This is a genomic window from Ktedonobacter sp. SOSP1-52, assembly GCF_016587395.1.
In genome coordinates this window covers 433,437-457,199 of the sequence record NZ_BNJH01000005.1, presented here as the reverse complement: position 1 = coordinate 457,199, position 23,763 = coordinate 433,437, and the positions used below count along the sequence as shown (strand labels likewise).

Below are 23,763 nucleotides of genomic sequence, written 5' to 3'. Positions count from 1 at the left end.
CTAGATGGCCCACGACATTCCAAAAATAAAAACAGAGCAGAGGGCATATTTCTTGGTCCCCATGCTCTGTTTTATAGAAACTGCACAAGCAAGCAAGTCACGCGACCTACCAGTGTGCATCACACCCGAGAAGAGAAAGCAACTAGTGCTTCAGGCCTCTCTTCTGGGAGGTGCGCAACAATGTGCTGCTTGTGCAGCGACTAGGTTCATACATTATTCACACCACCTCCTTTCGTTGTTAGTAGTTTATCATCCCAATATATAATTGTCAACCCAGCAAACAGGCAATTTTCCTCTGCAAAGGAGAAATCACTATTTTCTAATCTTTCCTCTGCCATACCCTCACATGTATATCTTGACAAAGAGCTTTTCTATCTGGTATATGATAAGTGATTCACTTGTCATGTTTTCCCTGCGAATATCGTTGCTGCATTGTTCGTGGGATAGCTCAACCGATCTTTTCCTCAGGGCGGATACTGCCCGGCGATCAGGCACAGAGGAGTGTCTGAAGGAGGTAACACGGATGTTTCTTTATACAAAGATCACAAAGATCACAAAGATCATGGTTGGCCTTGTAGTGCTTAGCTTCAGTCTCTTGCTTCCCCTCTCTACAGGCATGGCCCATGCTAGTGGAGGCGCATGGCATCTCTACACCTACTCCAACGCCTTTCAAGGCAGCCGCAACTACTATGTCTATACTCCGGCTAATTATCAGCCAGGCACTTCAGTTCCCATGATTGTCATGCTGCATGGCTGCACGCAGACGCCACAGGATTTCGCGGCGGGAACCCAGATGAACCAGCTGGCAGACCAGCACCAGTTTATCGTCGTCTATCCACAGGAGCAGTACATCAATAACGCCTCGCTCTGCTGGAACTGGTTCCTCTCCGTCAATCAATACCGCAATAGTGGCGAAGCTGGGATTATTGGCGGCATCACGCAGGCCGTGGAGCAAGATACCAGCGATTGGAGAATTGATACTCATCATGTCTATCTCGCTGGCATGTCAGCGGGTGCAGCTATGGCCTCCAATATGGGCGCGACCTATCCTGACCTCTATGCGGCCATCGGCATCCATTCCGGGCTTGAGTACCAGGCCACCACCAATGCCTATGGCGCGGCCTACGCTCAACTCTACGGTGGACCCAATCCGACCAGCCAGGGGGACGCTGCCTACAATACTATGGGCAGCTACGCCCACGTGGTCCCCGTCATTGTCTTCCATGGCACCGCTGATACCGTTGTTAACCCCATCAATGGCAATCAGGCCGTTCAACAATGGATGCGGACGGATTACGACGCCTCCGGCGGCTCTTACAACGCCAGCTTTTCCTCCCCCTCCAGTACCACCAATGGCCAGGTCTCTGGCGGTCACTCCTACACCATCCGGCGCTGGAACAACTCCAGCGGGCAGGAGATCGAAGAGTACTGGACCATCAATGGCATGGGCCATGCCTGGTCGGGCGGCAGTAGTTCTGGCTCCTATACCGATCCCGCTGGCCCCAGCGCTACCCAGGCTATGTATACCTTCTTCATGAGCCACTCACGTTAAACATCTCCCTGGCTTCGTACACAAACAGAGCCTACCAATTCTGTCACTCCAGATTAGTAGGCTCCCACAAGACCCTTAAGGGGATACATGTCATGTCCAGATTATGCAGATACACCGCCGTCCTGGTTCTACTTATGCTTGGCCTGGCCCCCTTCACTCCTCATGCTCACGCCAGTAGTGGAACCTTCCAGCAGTATACCTATAATGGCTCCGCCGGTAGCCGCCCTTATTATGTTTACACACCCGCGAATTACCAGGCAGGCACCACCGTCCCGCTCATCGTGATGCTGCATGGCTGCACGCAAAATCCTACCGATTTCGCCAATGGCACACAGATGAACGCCCTGGCGGACCAGAAACAATTTATCGTTGTCTATCCCCAGCAAACGAGCAGTTACAACTCAAGCGATTGCTGGAACTGGTTCCAGACAGCCGACCAGGCGCGGGGAAGCGGCGAGCCGGCGATTATTGCCGGGATTGTTCAGACGGTTAAACAGGCTACCTCCCAGTGGAGCATCGATCCTAATCGCGTCTATGTCGCGGGAATGTCTGCCGGCGCGGCCATGAGCGTCATTATGGGGGCAACCTATCCCGATATCTTCGCCTCTATCGGTGTCGAGTCTGGACTTGAATACCAGGCCGCCACCTCGCTTACCGCCGCCTCAACCGCGCAAACCCAGGGAGGTCCCAATCCGACCCAGCAAGGGCAGGCGGCCTATAACGCCATGGGGAGCGTCGCGGGCGTCGTGCCTACCATCGTCTTCCACGGCACCAGCGACTATACCGTCTATCCCGTCAACGGCGATCAGATTGTGCAGCAATGGATGCAGACTGACCACCTGGCCTCTAACAATACGTATAACGCGAGCTTTAATAGCCCCTCAACCTCGACCAACGGCCAGGTCTCTGGTGGTCGCTCCTATACTGTTCAGACCTGGAACGATACCAATGGCAATGAGGTACAGGAGTACTGGAAGATCAATAGCATGGGTCATGCCTGGTCGGGCGGAAGCAGCAGTGGCTCCTATACCGATCCGCAGGGACCCAGCGCTACCCAGGCCATGTATACCTTCTTCATGAATCATCCCCAGGGACAGGCCCCAACAGTAAGCGTCTCGCCGGCGGGCGGTACCTATAACGGTTCCGTACAGGTCACGCTCACAGCCAGCCCTACCAGCGCGACGATCTACTATACCACCAATGGCTCAACGCCCACTACCAGTTCAACTACCTATAGTGGTCCGCTGACCTTCACGCAAACAACCACGTTGAAGGCCATCGCCGTTGCTAGCGGACGCACAAGCACCGTGGCTACCCAGACTTATACCATCAATGCCACAGGTCCAACCATTACCGCCTCGCCCTCGGGCAGCACCTTTGGTGGTCCCGTGTCAGTAAGTCTAAGCTCAAACGAGAGCAATACAACCATTCACTACACCACTGACGGCTCGACGCCTACTGCTTCGTCCGCCACCTATAGCGCGCCACTCCGCCTTACGCAAACCACGACCCTCAAATACTTTGGCGTGGATGCCAGCAACAATACAAGCACGGTCCAGAGCCAGGTCTATACCATAACCGCTATTCAGGTCACAGCCAGTCCACCAGCAGGAACCTATAGTGGTCCACAGAGCGTCGTGCTCAGCTTGAATATGCCCGGCACGATCTACTATACCTCTGATGGCTCGACCCCGACCACTAGCTCGACACAGTACAGTGGACCGATCAAGGTTACAAGCTCAGAGACGCTCAAGTTCTTTGGCAAGGACCAGGTAGGCAATAGCGGTCCTGTGCAATCCCAGGCCTATACGATCAATTCACCGCCGACGCATACCATTACCCTCAAATCTATCGCCACTGAAGATGGCTACATCTATCCCAATGATGGCATTCCCGTCGGATCGCTGGCCTATCTCCAGTCCGGCTCAACGCCCTTGAACCAGGCGGAGATAAGTATTCTCTCCTTCGATACGAGCCAGATCCCGGCTGGCTCAACCATTGTCAGTGCTACCGTGACGTTGTACCGCTACGATCCCTACTACTACCTGGGCGATCTTGGCTCCATCAGCCTGGATATCTCGCCCACTGGTGGCTTTAACAACAATAACGCCCTGGAGCAGGCTGACTACAACGCCACGTCGGGCCAGACGAACATTGGCTACTTTAATGTCGTACCCACGCAAACGAATCAGGCAACCACGGATACTCTCAGCCAGAGCGCCTTAGCTTATATCAATCTCAGTGGCCATACCCAGTTCCGCGTCCATTTCCAGTTGCCCACCAGCAACAACAACCAGTCAGACGTGATGGATTTTTACAGCGGCGATTCAGGAGGTGCCTATGTCCCGGTTCTGAGCGTACAGTACCAGTAGCGACTTCATAGCTCCTTCCCCCACAGTAGCCGCGTACGCCAGTAGCGGGCTGATACCCGCTACTGGCGTACGCGGCTACTTCCCCTTGTTAGATGATACAATGAGGGCATAGATGCAGTCTGGTAGCTATACCAGCGTTGCGTCAGAATTGTTTTTGCGCACCACTACGAAATTTATATAGAAGGATACAAATATTTTGCCAGGGGAACGAGAAGAACTCATGCCAAACTTTATGAAAGCACCATGTGACGAAGGTGTAATCCGTTCTGCTCCCAGAACACAGCCCTGCACGCCCAATGTTGGCGCATGGGTTCTTGTCGCCACCATCCTCGGATCAAGCATGGCCTTTATCGATGGCTCCGTTGTCAACGTAGCGTTACCCTTTATCCAGAAAGAGCTAAACGCTACCGCCAGCGATGTACAATGGATTGTCGAGGCCTATTCGCTTTTCCTCGCCTCTCTCATCCTTGTGGGTGGCTCACTGGGCGACCGCTTTGGACGACGGCGCATCTTCGGCCTGGGCATTACCATCTTTATCCTGGCCTCGCTCTGGTGCGGCCTGGCCCCCAACGTGCCGCAATTAATCCTCGCACGCGCCATTCAGGGCATCGGGAGCGCGTTACTCGTGCCCGGAAGTCTGGCTATTATCAGCGCGTCATTTAGCGATGAGCAGCGTGGGCGCGCCATAGGCACCTGGTCCGGCTTTACGGCCATTACCTCAGTTGTGGGTCCGGTTCTCGGGGGACTCTTTATTGAGTACGCCACCTGGCGCTGGATCTTCTTCCTCAATGTTCCCCTGGCAGTGATCGTGCTGATTGTGCTCTTCTGGCGTGTTCCGGAGAGTCGCGACGAGAGCGCCACAGGGCGACTGGACTGGTGGGGTACATTCCTGGTCACCTTCGGGCTGGGAGCGCTTGTCTACGGACTGATCGAGGCTGGCTCGCTCGGCCTGGGCAATATTACGGTACTGGGTATGCTGGCAGTTGGCATTGTGCTCCTCTGCGCCTTCCTGCTGGTCGAGGCACGCAGCGCAAGCCCGATGGTTCCGCTCACGCTCTTCCACTCGCCCACCTTTAGCGGTACCAATATCCTTACCTTCTTGCTCTATGGCGCCCTGGGTGTCCTGACCTTTTACTTACCCTTCAATCTGATTCAGGTGCAAGGCTATCCGGCTGTCTTTGCGGGCGCGGCCATGGTCCCCTTTGTCCTGATGCTCTTCATCTTCTCACGCTGGACCGGCGCCCTGGTCAATCGCTTTGGCGCGAAACTGCCGCTGGTCGTGGGACCCACCATCACCGGTCTTGGCTTTATCCTCTTCTCCCTGCCAGGCGTTGGGAGTGGAGCCGCAAGCTACTGGACTACCTTCTTCCCCGCCGTTATCGCTATGGGAGCGGGCATGACTATCACTGTCGCGCCCCTGACCACCGCCGTGATGGGGTCAGTTGAGTCACGTCATTCCGGTGTCGCCTCTGGCATTAATAACGCCGTTTCGCGCACTGCTGGCCTACTAGCCATCGCGATCCTTGGCCTCGTGGTCCTGGCCGTCTTCAACAGTAACCTGGATCAGCACCTGGCAACACTTCACCTCTCGCCCACGGTACAAGCAGCGATTGACGCTCAACGCTCAAGACTGGCAGGCATCAGCATCCCCACAGAGGTAAGTGGCGCTAGCCAGGCAGCTCTCAAGCGCGCCATCAATGAATCCTTCCTGAGCAGTTTCCGCCTGGTCGCCTGGGTCTGCGCGGGCCTGGCCTTCGCCAGCGCTCTCAGCGCCCTCTTCCTGGTGGAAGGCAAGCCAGCACCACAGAAGCAGGAGGCAGGCACATCAGCCCGGCCAACACAAAGCTCGCCGCAGGAAGCCTGATCATAACGACAAAAGGAAGCGACCCCGAGAGGTCACTTCCTTTTGCATAAGGTCAAAGCTCACACCGCATGTGCAAGCATATTCTCGTTCAAATGCGCATAAAAACTACGCGTCTTTGCTGGAAAGAATACGCGTGAGCTTGGTACCACAAACCGAGCAGGTCCCCTGCATCGCAGGTTTCCCGTTTTTCATCTCGATCTTGTGAGGGTCCTTCATCTCCCGCTTTTCCTTACACTTCACGCAATATGCTACGTCTGCCATAGACAGACCTCCTTTCAATGTGAACTGAAACCAAATATACCACACCCACGCAAGTGGCATATATTTGACTATATCGTTCACGTATGTCGAAGCCATTTGGGAGCAGTTTTAGGCTCCTTGAGTACTTTTTGGTGTTACCATAAACTCAACCATACTCAAAGGGCAATCGCTCATACCAGGTTCGGTTGCGTTGTCATCTCTTTGCCCATCTCAACTGAGCGCTGAGTTGCGCGCTGGACAGCTTGCATGAATAATTGCTTCCCATGACCTCGATCCAGCACCTCCATCGCGGCCATGGTCGTGCCATTAGGCGACGTCACCTGGCGACGCAACTCCGACGGATCTTTTCCTGTTTCTTGCAGCATTTTCGCCACGCCAAACACCGTCTGCTCCATGAGCACACGACAATCCTCTTGCGAGAGTCCACAGGCCAGTCCTCCTGCCATCAGGGACTCTATCACATAATAAAAGTAGGCTGGGCCAGTCCCTGAGAGACCTGTAACCGCGTCTATCGAGGGTTCTTCGACGCTGACGGCGACACCGATGGCGGCAAAAAGGTGGCGTGCTACTGCCAGGTGCTCGTCATTGGCCCAGCGACCACGGCAGAGCGCGGTCGCTGATGCCTGCACAAAACTGGAGGTATTCGGCATGGCACGAACGACTGGCACCGCTTCATGAAAATGCTGCTCAATTGTCGCGGTCGCGGCTCCAGCAACAACCGAGATCACAAGCTGCCGCGCGGTTACGTACGGCGCGATCTCCTGTAAAGCCGTGGCCAGGTCGAAGGGCTTCACGGCGATAATAATCATGCCAGCTTCGGCAAGCTCTGCCTGTTTCTCCTGGCAGATACGTACACCATAGGTCTCTCGCAGATGGGCCAGGCGCTCAGGATGTCGCCGATTAGCGATGACTATCTGCTCAGCGGGCAAAATGCCAGCGGCAACGATGCCTTTGATCATCGCCTCGCTCATCGAGCCTGCGCCCAGGAAAAACAGGGTTTGGTCGCGTTGTATTGCCATTTCAACCTTCTCTCTACTCAATAACCTGGCCGCTGCCATGCCCAACGTATTTGTAGCTGGTTAAGGCCTGGAGACCCATCGGGCCACGTGCATGCATTTTCTGCGTGCTGATACCGATCTCCGCGCCAAAACCAAAGGCAAAACCATCTGTCAAGCGTGTCGAGGCATTATGGTATACGACCGCCGCATCCACCCGGTCTAAGAACAGCGCTGCCGTTTCCTCGTTCTCGGTAACAATGCTCTCCGTATGTCGCGTACCGTACTGCGCGATATGCGCGATGGCCTCTTGCACATTGTCAACTAGTTTGACGGCCATGATCAGCTCCAGGTATTCTGTCCCCCAATCCTGCTCGCTCGCGCTTTCTATATCAGGGACAAGTTGGCAAGTGCGTGCACAGCCACGGATCTCTACGCCACGCTCCTGCAAGGCTTTGAGCGCCTGGGGTAGCCACTGCGGCGCGATGTCTTTATGTACCAGCAGAGTTTCAGCCGCATTACACACAGAGGGGCGCTGTGTCTTGGCATTGACGACAATTTTTGTTGCCATCTCCTGTTGCGCGGCTTCGTCAACGTAAACGTGACAATTTCCCACTCCAGTCTCGATGACCGGTACAACGGACGACTCTACAACAGTCTGAATGAGCCTGGCACCGCCACGTGGTATCACCAGGTCAATGGCATCACGCATTCGAATGAGGTATTCGACCGAAGCGTGCTCTCCACTCTCTATCAATTGAATGGCTTCTGCGGGGATTTCACTGACGCGCAAGCCCTCCCGCAGGGTCGCGACAATAGCGCGATTACTCTCTAAGGCATCGGCGCTGCCACGCAAGATCACGGCGTTACTGGTCTTCAGCGCCAAAGTCGCGGCGTCAACTGTGACATTGGGGCGAGCCTCGTAGATCATGGCGATGACGCCCAGGGGAACGCTGCGCCGCTCGACAAACACGCCATTGCGCAATTGCCAGCGCTCCTGCGTCACTCCGATGGGATCGGGCAAAGCCATGACGGCGCGCACACCATCGGCAATACTCTGAATGCGCGCGGGCGTCAAGGTCAGGCGGTCGATGAAACTCTTGGCCGCACCAGCGGCGCTCACTCTGCTGACATCTTGCGCATTGGCTTGCAGAATTTCATGCTGGCGTGCGACCAGGCTAGCAGCCATCAGTTCTAGGGCCGCATTCTTCTCCTCGCTCGTTTTTCGCGCCAGTTCGCGGGCCGCTACTTTCGCGGCTTGGGCCTGGGTTGCCACCCGCTCTTTCAGAGCTTGGGCTGTATCTGTTGAAAGCATTTGTTTCTCCTACCCATACTACTGTGCGGTGGCCACTATCGTTGAGCGATAGAGCGCCAGCGTATCTCTGTGTACAACTTCAGGAACCGTCGTCATATTTGCCGGTGCTAAAGAAGCGATCTCTTGTGAACGCATGCCCTTCAAACGCTGGAGATCGTCCGAGGCATACTGGCTGATGCCGCGTCCTAGCTCGCTGCCATCTGGTCCGCAAATCGCGACCACGTCCCCCTCTGAAAAATCGCCTTCGATCCGCAAAATGCCGCTTGCCAGCAGGCTTTTATGCTGGTGCAACACAGCCTGCACCGCGCCCATATCGATCAAGATTTTTCCCTCAGGATGTGAACCGAAGGCGATCCAGGATTTTTTCCCTGAGAGCGGCCTTTTGCGCGGCTTGAAATGCGTTCCGATCTCCTCGCCATTGAGGATGCGCCGCAAAATGTCGGGCGTCTCGCCATTGGCGATCACCACCTCCACACCCGCAGCGGTAGCGATCCGTGCCGCTTTGATCTTAGTGCGCATACCACCGGTGGTCCCCAGCGAGCCACGTGCGCCACCGAGGGTCTCGATGTAGGGCGTAATAGTTTCCACTGTTGTGATAAGCCGCGCCTGCGGGTCCTGGCGCGGGTTCGCAGTATACAGACCATCGATGTCTGAAAGGATGATATAGTGTTCGGCATCCACTGCCGTGGCGACCAACGCTCCCAACGTATCATTGTCGCCAACCTTGATACCATCGACACTGACCGTATCATTTTCATTGACAATAGGCACCACACCACGCTGCAACAACAAATTCAGAGTATTGCAAATGTTTACGTAACGCGCACGGACACGAAAATCATCACTGGTGAGTAGCAGTTGGCCTGTCAACAGGTCATACTGCATGAAGAGTTGCTGGTACAGGTGCATCAAACGGCCCTGCCCCACAGAAGCGGCCATCTGCTTCTCGGCGACGGATGTGGGATAGCGCGTGCCACTCAAGGCGCCAAAGCCAGCTGGCACTGCTCCTGAACTCACGATCAGCGGTGTAAAGCCACTAGAGCGCAGCCGGGCAATGTCGTCTACCAGACTTTGCAGCCGCTCCATACGCAGCATATAACTTGCGCTCGTTAAAATGCTGCCACCAATTTTTACGACGATACGGTGTTGCCTACCTGCCATTGTGCAAACTTTCCTTTTCTTGGTCGATTCCCTTCTTAGGCGAAAACCACCCCCCATTCGGGGGCGCAGCGCCACTCTCGTGGCTAGCGCTCCCCCATTCGGGGACAAGCGCGCTCAGGTTTTCGAGAAGAGACCACAAAAAAAACGCTCTCTTCGTCGCAAAGGACGAAAGAACGTTTACTTCCGTGGTACCACCTTCGTTAGCAATGAGATGATGAAGAGGCATCTCGCTCTGTCAGCACAACATTGCTCACTTGATTTCCCGATAACGGGGGAACACCCGGCTAGCTCATCGCTAGCTGCTCAGGGATGGGTTCGGTCCGCTTAGCGATGGCAGCTCGCAGCTACTAGCTTGCCATTCTCTGTACGCATAGATGGACGTACTACTTCTCTGTGACAGCAAAGATATTCAGATTTCTTTAATGTGTACCACAAAATATATCTTCCTGTCAAGTCTTATATGAGTGCTATTCATTTTCATGCCTCACTATTTTTCCTGGAAGGATTGAAACATGGTATTGAAGATCATTGAGTTTATGTCGAACTGGTCGTGCGGTGTACCAACATAATACATTGTTGGAGAGTTTGGTCCTAACAAGCGGCTGAGCTTGGAGAGCTGGTCCCTACCGAATGCTTGATGCAATTAATGCATTTCATGGATATTTGTACAAGGAAAGAGTTTCAGTTTGGTGCGCAAGAAAGCGATAGCCTATCCCCTCTTCCTAGCTTATACTTACTCATGAGCAGAAATGAGGAAAGGGAAAATGCCAGTATGTTTGATATCCAGACACATAATCAGTCTACCCTCGATGAGGAGCAGTGTTGGGATGCTGTGACTATAAGAAGCGCGCGGATGGATGGGGCTTTTGTCTTCGCGGTACGCTCCACCGGAGTCTATTGCCGTCCGTCCTGTCCGGCGCGTCGCCCACGGCGGGAGAATGTGAGCTTCTTTCGCTTACCCGCAGAGGCCGTCGCGGCTGGCTTTCGCCCATGCCTGCGCTGCCATCCAGATCAGCAGCAGGTGCCTTCTCCTCATGCGGAGTTGGTTGAGCAGGTGCGTCAATATATCGAGAACAACATAGATGCCCCCCTACGCCTCGCCGATTTAAGCACGCAGTTTCATATGAGTCCCTATCACCTCCAACGCACCTTTAAGCAGGTGACGGGCCTCTCGCCCCGCCAGTATGCTGAATCGCTCAGACTGAAGCAGTTCAAAACGCGCCTTCAGGAGGGCGAGCCAGTCACCAGCGCCCTCTATAACGCGGGCTATCAATCGAGCAGCAGCGTGTATGAGCGCACGCCGATGCAACTCGGCATGACGCCCGCGACCTACCAGCGCGGAGGCAAAGGGGTGCACCTGGCCTATACTATCGCCGATAGCCCGCTTGGAAAGGTACTTATCGCGGCTACTGAGCGTGGGATTACAGCCATCCGTTTTGGCGAGTCCAGGCAGGCACTGGAGGCAGAACTAGAGCGCGAGTATCCCCATGCGGAGCGCACATACGACGCGGAGCACCTGCGCCCGTGGATAGAGCACCTGCAACGTGCCCTGGCAGGCCGGACAATTGAGATCGATATCCCCCTCGATGTCCAGGCCACAGCCTTTCAATGGAGGGTCTGGCGCGCTCTGCAAGCGATCCCCGCCGGGCAGACACGCTCCTATAGCGAGGTCGCCCAGGCAATCGGCCAGCCCAGTGCGGTACGCGCCGTCGCCCAGGCCTGCGCCGCCAATCACATCGCGGTCTTCATTCCCTGCCACCGTGTAGTGCGCAACAACGGGCAACTAGGCGGCTACCGCTGGGGCATTGAGCGTAAACAGCGCCTGCTCGCCCTGGAACAAAGCAAAAGGAGCACTTGTGAATAAAACGGTAATATGTCCAGGCTGTGGGCTCATTCTGCCTTCGACAGAAGAGCAATTCGATGAGCGCTATCACGCCTCCTCTGCATGTAGACAACTATATGATCAGCTATCTGCCTATACCCTGTCATTGCCGGATGCAAGTTTCCCTCACCAGTTTGCTGTCGATACATATGCCGCACAGCATGCAGGAACAAACCTCAAACCTATTACGTTGACCTTTGCCCTGGTCGGATTATACCTGGCATGTGAGCACAGCTATACCGGGAGACAGGTACAAAGAGCGCATATGCTTCTTGCGAAAACGCCAAAACAGTGGCCCTCATTTCGCCTTCCAGAAGCCAAAGCAACACTGACCGTCCTGGATGTACTCAACGTCCCCGAGCAGCAAAGAATCGACATGCTCCAACAATGGGAGCAATCTGTCTGGAGGACCTGGGAGGCAGAACAGGCAAAGGTTGCAAACTTTGTCCATGAACGGCTCAACATCTCAAGCAAGTAAAAGAGCCAAAATATTTGTAAAGCGCCGATTACGTAGCTTCAGGCCAACTTAGACACTAGATGCCCTTGACGAAAGCGCGCCTCTGCCTTAATATATCTGTTATGGATATATCGTAGATGGTTACAGCAAGGAGTGCTTAGATGACGAAGATAGTTGCTCTTCCCGATGGTTTCTGGGTTCGCCCAGCTATAGTAGGGGACCTGGAGGCGGTCTTGCAGGTGCTTATCGCCCAGGAAATGGCGGATTTTGGGAAGCCGCTCTCTGAGAGGCAGAGCCTCTGGAGGAGTTGGCACGCCAAGGGCTTCAATCTCCTGACCGATACGTGGGTGGTAGGAACATCAAGCGGGCGCATCATAGGTTATGCCTGTGCCAGGGGAAGTGGACGCGTCCGGCTCTTTGCCAATGTGTGGTTGCTACCTGAGTACACCGGGCGTGGTATTGGCGGGTTCCTGCTCCATTGTGCTGAGATGCGCGTCCAGGAATGGGTCGCCGAAGCCCCGCCAGGAGCACGTGCCACCATGGGGGCAAGCTGGATCAGCGAGCGCAACCAGAAGGCGCAGCGGCTCCTGCACCAGAATGGCTATGAGAAAGTGTACAGCTTCGCCCATATGCAGCTTGACCTGAATGAGCTACCATCAATACCAGTACCAAACGACAGAATCGTGATACGCCCATTTCGCTCCCACGAAGATGCCCAGGCCTGCTATGAAGCCGATGAGGAGATCGCGCAGGATGAGCGCGGACACGTGCCCCTGACCTTCGAGGAGTGGCGGCGACAGAAAATCTCTGACACGATCCTGATGTTCTTAGCCTGCGATGGGAACGAGGTCGCGGGACTTGTGAGCGGCGAGACGATGGATGACCAGGGATGGATTGGTCACCTGGGCGTCCGGCATTCCTGGCGCAAGCAAGGGCTGGGAATGGCACTCTTACGCCACATCCAGCGAGAGTTTTATCAGCGCGGCCTGCACAAAATGACATTGAACGTTGACACGCTCAGCTCAACCGGCGCCTTCCGCCTCTATGAGCGCGCTGGCATGCACACCCTCTTCCAATACCACACCTACGAGAAGGAGGTGTGGGCTGGGAAAGACCTACGAATACATTGAGACCTGAATAGAGGCGGCCAACGCCGGCTCTCTAGGTAAGCAGTGAGGCAACACTATCGCAGACGTGCTGCACAATGCCCTGCCCATCCTCTAAAGAGGCACTTTCCATTGTATAGATGGAGATGATATAGGTCTCCTGGCCCAGGGTCACGATGCCAGAAGAGTTCACGGCCCACTGATCATCGGGTCCAGGCACCCAGCCGTCTTTCATCGCCACCGTGGCCCCATCGGGCGCGCTATCTCCAACCCCGAATCGCTGATCAGATTCAATATGCTCCATCAGGTTGAGCGCGATGTCGCGGTCGTGGGCCGTCAGGATTTTGCCTTCCTGGAGGAGCGTCAGCAGATTCACCATGGTCTGCGGCGTAATTGTGCTGTATCCCCAGGCATCATCACTCGGATTGAGCCCACTCATGCCGGTCTTTTGCATATAACTTGCAATCCCTGCCGCACCGCCGATCTTATCAAAGAAGAGGGCCGAGGCCGAGTCGTTATCGGAATTCTCGATCATGGTCGTCAGGAGATTCATCTCGTCATCATTCGGCTCACGCCCCTGTTGCTCAATTGTATCGAAGAACGTCAACATAATGGGCACTTTCATTGAGCTGGCTACGATGAATTGAGCACTGTCATTATAGGTATAATAACGCTGGCGCGACACATCGTAGACCACGGCACCTGCATTGTTGCCGATCCCGGCAAGGTACGTTGCCAGAGCCGGTGAAAGCGCGTCCATTGAGGCCTGGCTCGGTGCATTGCCAGGCGCGGTGAAGGTAATGGCGTTCGCCGGCACCCATCCCTCTCCACCACCCTTTGGCGCTGCCCATTGTATATGGTACCAGAGCATGCCTGTGTCCCATTTCGTATCCCCAAGCAGTGTCAGCGGGAAATTCTGCCCAACGTGCGCCACCGCCTGGCCCGCACTCGGAGCGGAGAGGAGGGCTGTATCTTCTAGCGCCCAGATCGCCTGCTTGGCGCTAATCGCGACGGTAGGCAGGCCAATGGTATGCACATAGTCCGTGCCAGTATCGAGGCGTTGGATCTGAGGCTGACCCGAGGCGCCCACAGTGCCTTGATCGAGTACCAATCCATCGCGCTCAAATGCCTGCACTAGCATATGATGAAGGCCGTCATCCTTCGTAACGCTCAAAGAAAGCGCCTCCGTAAGTGGTAGACCAAAATCCGTTTTCCACCCGTCAGGCGAGACATCAGAACGATTGACATAGCTCCAGAGCGACTGTGGAATGAAATGGCCCACATCCTGTCCGGCGCGTGTCCCTCCCTTGACAAAGACGCCCTTCCCACTCACGGAGGCCGTAGCGGTTTGACCCGTCGCTGGTGCCGCCAGCATGAAGCCGGGATTGGTTGCCTTGCGTAGATCAATATAGGTAAAGTGGCTCTTATCACCACCAATGGGCACCTGGCTGCCAGCCGTAAGCAAGGCCTGGAGCAGCGGCAGGCGCACGATTCCCGTATTGGCGTCCCTCACGCCATCCTTGCTTAAGGCAACCAGCGAGCCATCGTTCGCTTGCGTATGCCCCTGCTGACTTACTGGCAGGAGCAACGCGCTCGATGCAAAGAACTGCAACCACCCCTGGTCTGTAGGAAACGCAGCGGTCAGCGGAGCTCCCAGGTTTATCGTTCCTCCATGACTCTGAGTGTAACGCTCAAAGAGTGGGGAGACGCTCAACGCCTGGGCCTCTGGCACCGAGAAGTCAAAGTCTGGCGCAGTAACTTTGCTTTCACCAACCCACTGGTTGGCTCCATTACTTGCATTTGTGATTACTGCATTGGGGCCACGAAAGACACAGCCAGAGTACAAAAGTGCCGAACTGCCAAACATTACCATAAGGAGAAGGAGCCTCATCGTTCGTCTGGAAATATGCTTCATCATCAAGCCGTCCTATCCCTTTAATTATTGATAGAATCGTACATGTAAATGCATAAAAATATACAATGAAACACTCAAGATTCTAGCAATAATTAGCTCATGCAGTCAAAACAGGGACTAATTTCCTGTTCTAGCACGCATCGTTCCCTCTCTAGGTTGTGCTGCAATCTATATTGCTTTACTATCTAGATTGTGATACTATATAGCCATGAAAGCAGAAAGACGAACACAATGGCTTCGCGGGGTCCTGGATCTCTGCGTTCTGGGTGTGCTTGCCGATGGCGAATACTATGGGTACGCCATCACGCAGCGCCTGGAGCAAGCAGGGCTGGGGCACATTAAAGGAGGCACATTGTATCCCCTCCTGGCACGGCTCGAGGAAGCTGGCTTGGTCACAAGCCGATGGACAGCTGGAGAACAAGGGCCAGGGCGCAAGTACTACACCCTGACACAACAAGGGCATCACACCTTTAAAGAACAAGCGGGGGATTGGACGTCCTTCACTGAACATGTCGCAACGTTAATCTATCCAAGAGGAGAGAAACAAGAATGACTGATACATATCTTGAACAGCTTTCCGCCTGTCTCCAACGCTATGGGTTGGACAACCACCAGATCGGTGAGATTCTCGCGGAGGTAGAAAGTCACCTGGCGGAAAGCGGGGAAACGCCTCTGGAAGCTTTTGGATCTCCAGAGGTGTACGCTGAAGAGCGCGTGACTGCCCGCGAACGGGTCGCAGGAGGAGAAATGCAGCGCCGCACGTTTCGCGCCACAGCCTTCGACGAGATGGCCATTTTGCAAGAAGCAGGCAAGGCGGGTTGGGAACTCACAGATGTCGCCGCGTTTGCTCTGTATTGTCAGCGCCCCTGGAATCCCGGAAACGTTCAGCAGTGGGAGTACGCCCGTCGCATTGGCCTCAACCGTAACGCGATTATCAACGAGATGATGGCCGATCATTGGGAGCCGTGTGGAAACTGGACCCCGTTCCACTACTTCAAACGCCCTGTAAGATCTGCTACTGAAGAATAAAGAACGGAAAATGAGGCGTTACCGGCACACGCTGGTAACGCCCCACCCGTAAAGTATCTTTATTCAGTGCGCAAAGCGACGATGGGATCGAGTTGGGCGGCGCGTTGGGCCGGGTAGAAGCCGAAGACAACGCCGACGCCGGCGGAGAAGCCGAAGGCCAGCAGGACCGCCAGCGGACTCAGGACAAAGGGGGTGTTCGCGACAAGCGAAACAATAAATCCGCCTCCTATGCCTATAAGAATTCCGACCAGGCCACCGAGCGCACTTAGCATCAGGGCCTCGATCAGAAACTGGGTCATGACATCACGAGGGCGCGCCCCGATAGCCATGCGGATACCAATCTCACGCGTACGCTCGGTGACTGAGACGAGCATGATGTTCATGATGCCAATGCCACCCACCAACAGGGAGATGGCCGCCACGCTCACCAGCAGGAAGGTCAAGGCCTGCGTCGTCGTCTGGACCGTGTCCAGGACCTGCGCCTGGTTCTGGATCACAAAGTCGTCGGAGGCTGGATCGCCAATATGGTGCTGCTGCTCCAATACCTGCTGCACGGCGCTCTGGGCGTCGGTCATGTGGGATTGGTCGCTGACCAGCACGTCAATTGAGCTAGCAAACTGGGACCCGGTGAGGCGCCTCTGCGCGGTGCTGAAGGGGACGTAGACGACATCGTCGGCGTCCTGCTGGCCCGCGTTGGCGCCTTTTGAGGCCAGCACGCCTACAACGGTAAAGGGAACGTTGCGGATACGAATTTGCTGTCCCAGTGGGTCAACGCCCTGGGGCGTGAACAAATTGTCCGCGACGGTCTGGCCGATGACCGCGACGGCGCCACCACTCTGCTCGTCCGTGTCGGAGATGAAGTTGCCCTCCTGCATCTGCCAGCTATTGATTGTCTGGAACGAGGGATAGACCCCCTGGATGGTCGAGGCCCAATTCTGACCCTGGAAGATCACCTGACCGCTGGCATTGGCAATAGGACTGACCGCCGAGACGTTGGGTACACGTGAAGAGAGCTCATCGGCATCGGCCTGCGTGAGCGTCTGCAGCGAACCCTGGCCCTGGCGAACGCCGCTCGAATTGGCGCTCCCCGAGCGAATAACGAGCTCGTTCGGATTAAGCGTCGAGAGGCGCTGGTTGATGACCGCGGCGTTACTCTGGCTCACTGAGACCATGACAATGACCGCCCCCACGCCAATGATGATACCCAGCGAGGTCAAGAGTGAGCGCATCTTATTGGCACGTAAGGCCACCACGGCACTTGAGAAGCTCTGGTACAGGGCCAGGGTTCCTCGTCGGCGCCTCAGTCGCCCCTCGCCAGGCCCCTTGCGCTCCAGAGGGGAGGTTGCGATGGGTGGCGTGATCTTCGCCGTCTCTTGATCCACAAAGGCAAACTCTTCAGGCGGGTCGAAGGCTGGCATTTTTATCGTGTCCTGGTCCTCAAGCATGATCTCCTGCTGCTCTTCTGGCGTGTTCATGGTAACTCCTCCGTTTCGTCTGGTGCCGACCATGAAGCAAGCTGCTCCTGCGCGGAGAGGGGGAAGGCGTTGATGCTATCTTCGCGAATTTTTCCATCTCGTAGCACCACTTTACGGTGGCAGTAGTTCGCGATGTCTGGCTCATGCGTGACCAGGACAATAGTCATGCCACGTGCATTGAGCTTCTGAAGCACCATCATGATCTGGGTGCTTGTTTTTGTATCCAGGTTGCCAGTCGGCTCGTCAGCCAGGATCATGGCTGGCGAGGTAGCGAGCGCCCGCGCGATGGCGACGCGCTGCTGCTGACCACCTGAAAGCTCCATCGGGCGATGGTTGGCCCGGCTCCCCAGACCAACCAGCTTTAAGGCCCACAAGGCCCGTTTCTTGCGCCGCTCAGTAGAGACACCGGCATACACCAGTGGCAGCTCGACATTTGAGAAGGCACTCATCCAGGAGAGCAGGTTAAAACTCTGAAAGACAAAGCCAATCTTCTGGTTGCGCACGTCCGCGAGCTCCCCTTTGTTCATCTGGCTCACGGAGATGCCGTCCAGGTAGTATTTCCCGCCAGAGGGCCGGTCCAGGCAGCCAAGGATATTCATCAACGTCGACTTGCCCGAGCCGGAGGGCCCCATGATCGCGACCATCTCGCCCTTCTTGATCGAGAGATCGACGCCGCGCAGGGCCTGCACCTCCGTCCGCCCCATTTTGTAGGACTTCTTGAGGCGCTCCAGGCGAATAATTGGCGCGTTCTCTTCAGTGGTCGAGACTTCCACAGTCTGTTCTTGATCTAGCATGCTTAGTTTCCTCCCTTGCCACCAGTGCCTCCGTTACCACCAGTGCCGCCATTGCCACCACGACCGCCAGCGCCACCGTTGCCACCGCCGCCGCCCAGGCGGAAGAGACCACCGTTGCCCGTACCGCTACCTGAAGTGGTGCTGCTCCCACCAGTCTGGCCGGTCACTACCTGGTCGTTTGCGTTCAAGCCCGAGAGGACCTCCACATACTGCCCGTTATTCAGGCCAATCTTGATCACGGTGGGGGTCAACTTACCATCTTTCAATTGCAGGATAACCCTTGTATCGCTCTGCGCGCCGCCAGTGCCGCCGGTGGATGAACCACCCAGGTTGTTTCTCAGCAGCGAGAGATACTGGGTGCGATCAATCTCCCCATTCTGTAAGGCAGTACTGGGGAAGCTCAAGGCGGTGGCCGGAATGAGCAGGGCATCTATACGCTGGGCCGTGGTGATATTGACCGTCGCTGTCATGCCGGGATAGACGCGGGCTGAGCCAATGCTCTGATTATCCACCGCCAGCATGACTGTATAGTTCACGACGTTCGAGGTCACCTGGCCAATGGTATTGATCGAGGCTACCGAGGCGCGGAAGGTCTGCGAAGGGTAAGCCGTGAGCGTAAACTGCGCAGGCTGCCCAACCTGGATGCTACCAATATCGGCCTCGTTGATCTGCGCCGAGACCATCAACTTGCCCGTATCCGTCAGGATGATAAAGCCCTGGCTGCTACTGCTGCTACTGCTACTGCTACTGCTACTGCTGCCACCGCTACTGCTACTGACGCTACCAGAGGAGGAGACGTTCTGCCCAATAGTTCCATTAATGGTTGCCACAGTCGCGTCAACTGGGGACAGGAGCACGGCATTGGTATTGGCGTTGGCCAGAGCATGCTGGGCTATGGTCAACGACAACAGGGCTTTATTCAGATTATCCTGCGCTGAGGTGACCTGGTTCTGCGCCGAGACCGCCTGGTTATATGTCGACGTATTGCTGCTATCCGCCTGCTTCTGTGCCTGCGTGTACTTATCCTTCGCTTGCTGCTGGCAGTTGGGCGCGGCACCAGCCTTGCTACAATTGCTCAGATCAGTCTGTTCCTGGTCATATGCCAGATTTAAGTTCGCAGTATTGACACCTTGCTGCTTGCTTACGTTGTTCCAGGCAGTACCCGCCGAGTTGATGGCCGAGTTCAGCGAATCACGCGCCGAATTGACATCCAGCTGCGCTTGTGCGATGTTGTCCTGAAGGGTTGTGGTATCAACAGTCACCTTGGCCAACTTCTGCCCCTTGGTCACATGTTGCCCAACCTGGACATCGATCTCGCTGATCTGGCCAGCGGTGCCAAAGTTCAAGGGATACTGCGCGTTCGCGGCTACAGGGCCGGTTGCGGAGACCTTTACGCTGATATTCCCGGTCGTCGCGGCCACCTGGGTATACTGAATGGGCTTAGGCCTCGCCGTGCGCCAGTAGAGAGCGCCGCCCGCCAGCAAAACGACTATCAGGATGACCGAAACAATGATCATCCAGCGTGGGAAGCGCCGTTTCGCCTTCTCCTCGCCCTCCGGACCATCCAGATCTGGCTCTTCTTCATCTAACAAAGGAATATCTTCTATCTGCTCAGCCATATCTCTCTCTCATCTTTCATAAAATAATATTGCACCATTAATTTCCCGCTGGGGATTGACTATTGCTTCCGGCTGGCAGGATGGAAACATTTTGCGCGTCAACGCTGCCGTCCTTCTCGGTGCTTCCGGTCACGGTTACAGTCTCGCCCGCTTTCAAGTCGGAGGCGGTCGCACTACTTATCTGCATAATGTTTGTGGTACTTGCCAGGTTGATGGTATAGTCATCACCCTTCGTATCCGTTACCGTCAATATATTATTGTTTAGTTGTCCCACGGTCCCACTCAGGGTATGCGTGCCATTGGCGTTGGTGCGCACGCCACCATTACCATTACCTTTACCGTTGCCAGTGGGAGTACGTTGGCGGGCAGGCACACAGTTCGCGTTCAGGTTGTTGCCACGCTGCTGCCGATTGTTCCCAAACGCGCCAGTATTTCTATCGGTAAGCACGATCTGGGTCGCCGTGTATGTGCTGTTATCGCTATTTTGCTTCACCACAGCGGAGACAGCTATGCCATCCTTCAAGCTACTGGCCGCGACGGCCTTCTCCTGCGTAAAACGCGTCATCTTCTCAAGGTGGGCGGTGACGCTTTTCCCCTGCTGGTTCGTCACGGAGAGCGTATTCCCGTCAACGCTCTTGAGCGTCCCATTCACGGGCCTGAAACGGGCAGAAGAGGTACAATTGGTCGCCGTAGGAGTGGAACTTGCAGCGCTACCTTGAAAGGGGAATGAACCACACCCGCTCAAAAGGAGAGCGCAGAGCGAGAGTCCCGCGAACCCTCCAATAATAGTCTTATGCAAACGTTGCCCATACATTGAAATAGGCCTCCTTTTCGATACTGCACAAGGGGCTGTTCAGTATAGTTACGTGCTCCGCAACTACACTGCATGACATAATTAGAACCAATAAAACTCTTCAAAAATATATACGATAGATCTGTTAAAGCACACTTCAAGGACATATACCTCTTAAGATGAAAATCTAACACAGAGCCCCAGAAAAAACCTCAAGCAATTGTAAATTATTTGAAAATTTTCGCTCTGAAAATTTCCATCCTACCCAGGGTTATTTTTGTGAGCGAAATGTAGTGTAATCCAGTTTTTGCAATTTTGATCTCATAGATGCAAGATGACACCTAAGGTTTTCGTGTGCCAAAATGTGAATAGCCCTACCTATTTTGTCATGCTTGACAGAAATAGAAAATAAATGTATCATTTTTGTAAGCGTTTCCAAAAGTTTTTCAAGGATTTGCAAATGTCCACAAGTTTAAATGAAATTGCTGAGAAGGCTGGCGTCTCACTAGCAACGGCGTCTCGCGCGCTCAATGGGAAAGATGGTGTGAAGCCAGAGACACGTGAACGGGTCCTTGCCGTGGCAAAGGAACTCGAATATTCGGTGAATATGGCTGCACGCGTCCTGGCGACATCACGGACGGAGACGATCTGTTATGTTGTCAACCAGCGCCATACACCATTGGAGGGAGATCCTTTTTATCCCATCATCATGCATGGTGTAGAGGCCGAGTTAAGTCGTCATGGCTATCATCTCTTGCTAAGCACTATCAGTGAGGAGCAAAAGAGCATTGCAACCTTTAAACCTGTGGCTGAAAATCGCGTAGATGGCATAATTTTAGCTGGTCCAGATATTCCCACCCGCTTCATTCTGGAGCTCAAACAAGAGGGAATTCCTATGGTCCTGGTTGATAATATGCTTCTAAATACGCCTCTCGACACCATCAATAGCGATGATGTTCAGGGAGCCTATAAAGCAACGACGCACCTGATCGAGCATGGGCATCGCGACATTGTTGCCCTGCTAGGGCCGGAGAATTGGGCCAGTTCTGTTCATCGCGGTCAAGGCTATAGGAATGCCCTCGCCACGGCAGGACTGGCGCCTCATCTCTTTCATGCCGAGGATACCACGCTCGAAACCGGGCAAGTGTTGCTCAAAGAAACGCTTCAAACGCTTCCCAATCTTACCGCAATCTTCGCCGTCAACGATGCCATGGCATTGGGGGCACTACGCGCACTACAACAACTAGGGCGTCGTGTGCCAGAAGATATCGCGCTTATAGGCTTTGACGACACCTATTTTAGTGCGCTCAGTACGCCTCCGCTCAGTACCGTCAAGGTTTTTACCCAGGAAATGGGAAAGCTCGCGGCTCGCCGCCTGCTCAACATTCTGGAGGAATCTGAGGAGACGCCCGTAACGGTGCAGACGCAACTCGCGACTGAGCTGGTGTTGCGCCGCTCATGTGGATGTGCTTTCAGTAGTTATTGATTACGCCGTAAAAGCCGATAAAGAATATATAACTATTCTTTCGGCAGTGCCCAGATGCAAAAGTGTCCAGATATAAAGGAGGAATCAGCAGTGAAGCTGACAAAATTACTCTGGGGTTCGCTACTTCTACTTGTGGTGTGTCTCCCCCTGGCCGCCTGTGGCGAAGGTGGAAGTACTGGTGACGCTAAGAATCTGACCTTCTGGTCCGCAGCCAATCCCCCTCAACAGGCCTTCTGGAACCAGATGGCCAAAGAATACATGGCCCAGCACCCCGACATCAAAGTTACAGTCAAGGCCATTCCAGAAAATCCCACCTCAGAGGCCAGCATTCAAGCAGCCCTGGCAGGTGGCACCGGGCCAGCAGCATCAGAGAATATCTTTACCGGCTTTGGCGGGCAGCTACAAAGCTCGCAGGCTATTGTGCCTCTCGACCAGATGCCCGGATGGAATGATGTCATTAAAGCCCGCCACATGGACAAGACCATCACCAACTGGAAATTTAGCGATGGTCATACCTACATTCTGCCCATGTATAGCAACGCTATGCTCTTCGGCTGGCGTATGGATATCCTCAAACAGATCGGTTATAACGAGCCACCACGCACCTATAGCCAGGTTATCGCCATGGGCCAGAAGCTAAAGCAGAAGTTCCCTGACAAGTTTGTCTGGGCACGTGACGCGCTTGTGAAAGATACCTGGTACGAGCGCTGGTTCGATTTCTTCAGCATCTATGACGCTGCTAGTAATGGACAGAACTTCATTTCTGGCGGGAAAGTCACTGCCAATGACCAGGCTGCCGTCAACACCCTAAGCTTCTTGAAGGATCTCTCGCAGAATAAGCTCCTCCTGACACAGACTGAGACCGATGCCTTTGAAACTGGCCTGAGTGTGATGGACATCATTGGGCCCTGGCGCTTTGCCACCTGGCAGCAGAAGTATCCCAATCTCAAACTCAATGATAACTATGTCCTGACCCCGCCACCGGTTCCCGATAACATGGCCAATAGCCAGAACATCAAAACCTTTGCCGATGCCAAGGGCCTGGTAATCTACAAGCAGGCCTCAACTGAGCAGCAGAACGCTATCTGGGAGTTTCTTAAGTGGGTGCTCTCAGACTCGCAGCACGACCTGCAATGGCTACAAACCACTAGCTTGCCCTCGGCTCGTGATGATCTGAGCACAAATACGACGTTTAAAGCGTACTTCACTCAGAATCCACAATTCTCTAAGTATGCCGAAAATATCCCAAATGCGATACCTCCGATCAATGTATCGAATTATACAGATATTCAGGTATCACTAGGAGATCAGGCCGTTATCCCGGTTGTTAAAGGTAGCGCTTCCCCTCAGCAGGCATGGAATAGCTGGAAATCCTCTGTTCAAACCATGCTGAAGTAACACCTACCTTACTTCTGATCCGAAAACCCTGAGCGCGGAGCGCTAGTCACGTCAGTGACGTTGGGTTTCGGAATAAGATCTTACACATTGGTAACCTTGCACATAGGAGTAGCTGCCTGGTGAAAACCAGGTGGCTACTCCCAGGCTCCTCAAACCACTACTGGATAGCAACAGCGGTTACACATTCCAAAAAGGGACACACTCCGGGTGCAAAGCAATAGTGCCAATCACACTACTACCTATTGCAATTACTTCTGATCCGAAAACCCTGAGTGCGCAGCACTAGACA

19 protein-coding genes are annotated in these 23,763 nt (G+C 54.6%); 10 read left to right on the top strand and 9 right to left on the bottom strand.

Features of this window, described 5'->3' with window-relative positions; genetic code table 11:
* The first annotated feature begins 523 nt into the window (after positions 1-523).
* From JMJ16_RS42660 to JMJ16_RS42650, 3 genes are all read left to right on the top strand, one after another.
* Positions 524-1,552, top strand: a complete 1,029-nt coding sequence (locus JMJ16_RS42660) for a PHB depolymerase family esterase (RefSeq protein ID WP_236601945.1) — start codon at positions 524-526, stop codon at positions 1,550-1,552.
* Between the two features lie 92 nt (positions 1,553-1,644).
* Entirely contained in the window at positions 1,645-3,924 is a 2,280-nt protein-coding gene (locus JMJ16_RS42655; protein WP_201391504.1) for a PHB depolymerase family esterase, read from the top strand.
* Between the two features lie 220 nt (positions 3,925-4,144).
* A complete protein-coding gene (locus tag JMJ16_RS42650; RefSeq protein WP_201391502.1) occupies positions 4,145-5,788 on the top strand; it encodes an MFS transporter in 1,644 nt (547 codons plus the stop codon).
* A gap of 105 nt (positions 5,789-5,893) precedes the next feature.
* Here the strand turns inward: JMJ16_RS42650 and JMJ16_RS42645 are convergent, their stop codons facing one another.
* From JMJ16_RS42645 to proB, 4 genes are all read right to left on the bottom strand, one after another.
* Positions 5,894-6,049: a DUF5679 domain-containing protein gene (locus tag JMJ16_RS42645; RefSeq protein WP_007920481.1), complete on the bottom strand. Its 156-nt coding sequence runs from the start codon at positions 6,047-6,049 to the stop codon at positions 5,894-5,896.
* A gap of 170 nt (positions 6,050-6,219) precedes the next feature.
* Positions 6,220-7,068, bottom strand: coding sequence for a pyrroline-5-carboxylate reductase (proC, locus tag JMJ16_RS42640; RefSeq protein ID WP_201391500.1), 849 nt, complete (start codon positions 7,066-7,068; stop codon positions 6,220-6,222).
* Positions 7,069-7,081: 13 nt separating this feature from the next.
* On the bottom strand, positions 7,082-8,359 hold the full coding sequence (locus tag JMJ16_RS42635; protein WP_201391498.1) for a glutamate-5-semialdehyde dehydrogenase: 1,278 nt from the start codon (positions 8,357-8,359) through the stop codon (positions 7,082-7,084).
* A gap of 18 nt (positions 8,360-8,377) precedes the next feature.
* The gene (gene proB / locus JMJ16_RS42630) at positions 8,378-9,520 is read right to left on the bottom strand and encodes a glutamate 5-kinase (RefSeq protein WP_201391496.1); all 1,143 of its coding nucleotides are present in this window, start codon (positions 9,518-9,520) and stop codon (positions 8,378-8,380) included.
* Between the two features lie 772 nt (positions 9,521-10,292).
* On the opposite strand from proB, the gene ada reads away from it, so the two are divergent.
* The 3 genes from ada (at position 10,293) to JMJ16_RS42615 (ending at position 12,989) form a co-directional block, all read left to right on the top strand.
* Positions 10,293-11,384, top strand: coding sequence for a bifunctional DNA-binding transcriptional regulator/O6-methylguanine-DNA methyltransferase Ada (gene ada / locus JMJ16_RS42625; protein ID WP_236601943.1), 1,092 nt, complete (start codon positions 10,293-10,295; stop codon positions 11,382-11,384).
* A complete protein-coding gene (locus tag JMJ16_RS42620; protein WP_201391492.1) occupies positions 11,377-11,880 on the top strand; it encodes a DUF5946 family protein in 504 nt (167 codons plus the stop codon). The genes ada and JMJ16_RS42620 overlap by 8 nt, the downstream gene beginning before the upstream one ends.
* A gap of 140 nt (positions 11,881-12,020) precedes the next feature.
* Complete coding sequence (locus JMJ16_RS42615) at positions 12,021-12,989, top strand: GNAT family N-acetyltransferase (protein WP_201391489.1); 969 nt, start codon at positions 12,021-12,023, stop codon at positions 12,987-12,989.
* Positions 12,990-13,020: 31 nt separating this feature from the next.
* Here JMJ16_RS42615 and JMJ16_RS42610 read toward each other — a convergent pair whose 3' ends face one another.
* Entirely contained in the window at positions 13,021-14,883 is a 1,863-nt protein-coding gene (locus JMJ16_RS42610) for a serine hydrolase (RefSeq protein WP_201391488.1), read from the bottom strand.
* A gap of 205 nt (positions 14,884-15,088) precedes the next feature.
* Here JMJ16_RS42610 and JMJ16_RS42605 point away from each other — a divergent pair, with 205 nt between their 5' ends.
* Together JMJ16_RS42605 and JMJ16_RS42600 are read left to right on the top strand one after the other, a co-directional pair.
* Entirely contained in the window at positions 15,089-15,433 is a 345-nt protein-coding gene (locus JMJ16_RS42605; protein WP_201391486.1) for a PadR family transcriptional regulator, read from the top strand.
* Positions 15,430-15,909, top strand: a complete 480-nt coding sequence (locus JMJ16_RS42600) for a hypothetical protein (protein ID WP_201391484.1) — start codon at positions 15,430-15,432, stop codon at positions 15,907-15,909. Before JMJ16_RS42605 ends, JMJ16_RS42600 begins: the two co-directional genes overlap by 4 nt.
* A gap of 59 nt (positions 15,910-15,968) precedes the next feature.
* On the opposite strand, the gene JMJ16_RS42595 is transcribed toward JMJ16_RS42600, so the two are convergent.
* From JMJ16_RS42595 to JMJ16_RS42580, 4 genes are read right to left on the bottom strand one after another with little or no spacing between them, the layout of a single operon-like run.
* A complete protein-coding gene (locus JMJ16_RS42595; RefSeq protein WP_201391482.1) occupies positions 15,969-17,384 on the bottom strand; it encodes an ABC transporter permease in 1,416 nt (471 codons plus the stop codon).
* Positions 17,381-18,178 carry an ABC transporter ATP-binding protein gene (locus JMJ16_RS42590; protein ID WP_201391480.1) on the bottom strand — a complete coding sequence of 266 codons (798 nt, stop codon included), beginning with the start codon at positions 18,176-18,178 and terminating at the stop codon, positions 17,381-17,383. Before JMJ16_RS42590 ends, JMJ16_RS42595 begins: the two co-directional genes overlap by 4 nt.
* 2 nt (positions 18,179-18,180) lie before the next feature.
* Positions 18,181-19,797, bottom strand: a complete 1,617-nt coding sequence (locus JMJ16_RS42585; RefSeq protein ID WP_201391478.1) for an efflux RND transporter periplasmic adaptor subunit — start codon at positions 19,795-19,797, stop codon at positions 18,181-18,183.
* A 37-nt stretch (positions 19,798-19,834) separates the two neighbouring features.
* On the bottom strand, positions 19,835-20,611 hold the full coding sequence (locus tag JMJ16_RS42580; RefSeq protein WP_201391476.1) for a DUF5666 domain-containing protein: 777 nt from the start codon (positions 20,609-20,611) through the stop codon (positions 19,835-19,837).
* Positions 20,612-21,050: 439 nt separating this feature from the next.
* Between JMJ16_RS42580 and JMJ16_RS42575 the strand changes: the two genes are divergently transcribed.
* Both JMJ16_RS42575 and JMJ16_RS42570 read left to right on the top strand, forming a co-directional pair.
* Positions 21,051-22,076, top strand: coding sequence for a LacI family DNA-binding transcriptional regulator (locus JMJ16_RS42575; protein ID WP_201391474.1), 1,026 nt, complete (start codon positions 21,051-21,053; stop codon positions 22,074-22,076).
* A gap of 96 nt (positions 22,077-22,172) precedes the next feature.
* Positions 22,173-23,474 carry an extracellular solute-binding protein gene (locus JMJ16_RS42570; protein ID WP_374229171.1) on the top strand — a complete coding sequence of 434 codons (1,302 nt, stop codon included), beginning with the start codon at positions 22,173-22,175 and terminating at the stop codon, positions 23,472-23,474.
* Positions 23,475-23,763 lie beyond the last annotated feature (289 nt).

Coding starts and splice junctions, on each gene's coding strand:
- JMJ16_RS42660 (WP_236601945.1), top strand. CDS start 524: ATGTTTCTTTATACAAAGATCACAAAGATCACAAAGATCATGGTTGGC.
- JMJ16_RS42655 (WP_201391504.1), top strand. CDS start 1,645: ATGTCCAGATTATGCAGATACACCGCCGTCCTGGTTCTACTTATGCTT.
- JMJ16_RS42650 (WP_201391502.1), top strand. CDS start 4,145: ATGCCAAACTTTATGAAAGCACCATGTGACGAAGGTGTAATCCGTTCT.
- JMJ16_RS42645 (WP_007920481.1), bottom strand. CDS start 6,049: ATGGCAGACGTAGCATATTGCGTGAAGTGTAAGGAAAAGCGGGAGATG.
- proC (WP_201391500.1), bottom strand. CDS start 7,068: ATGGCAATACAACGCGACCAAACCCTGTTTTTCCTGGGCGCAGGCTCG.
- JMJ16_RS42635 (WP_201391498.1), bottom strand. CDS start 8,359: ATGCTTTCAACAGATACAGCCCAAGCTCTGAAAGAGCGGGTGGCAACC.
- proB (WP_201391496.1), bottom strand. CDS start 9,520: ATGGCAGGTAGGCAACACCGTATCGTCGTAAAAATTGGTGGCAGCATT.
- ada (WP_236601943.1), top strand. CDS start 10,293: ATGTTTGATATCCAGACACATAATCAGTCTACCCTCGATGAGGAGCAG.
- JMJ16_RS42615 (WP_201391489.1), top strand. CDS start 12,021: ATGACGAAGATAGTTGCTCTTCCCGATGGTTTCTGGGTTCGCCCAGCT.
- JMJ16_RS42610 (WP_201391488.1), bottom strand. CDS start 14,883: ATGATGAAGCATATTTCCAGACGAACGATGAGGCTCCTTCTCCTTATG.
- JMJ16_RS42605 (WP_201391486.1), top strand. CDS start 15,089: ATGAAAGCAGAAAGACGAACACAATGGCTTCGCGGGGTCCTGGATCTC.
- JMJ16_RS42600 (WP_201391484.1), top strand. CDS start 15,430: ATGACTGATACATATCTTGAACAGCTTTCCGCCTGTCTCCAACGCTAT.
- JMJ16_RS42595 (WP_201391482.1), bottom strand. CDS start 17,384: ATGAACACGCCAGAAGAGCAGCAGGAGATCATGCTTGAGGACCAGGAC.
- JMJ16_RS42590 (WP_201391480.1), bottom strand. CDS start 18,178: ATGCTAGATCAAGAACAGACTGTGGAAGTCTCGACCACTGAAGAGAAC.
- JMJ16_RS42585 (WP_201391478.1), bottom strand. CDS start 19,797: ATGGCTGAGCAGATAGAAGATATTCCTTTGTTAGATGAAGAAGAGCCA.
- JMJ16_RS42580 (WP_201391476.1), bottom strand. CDS start 20,611: ATGTATGGGCAACGTTTGCATAAGACTATTATTGGAGGGTTCGCGGGA.
- JMJ16_RS42575 (WP_201391474.1), top strand. CDS start 21,051: ATGTCCACAAGTTTAAATGAAATTGCTGAGAAGGCTGGCGTCTCACTA.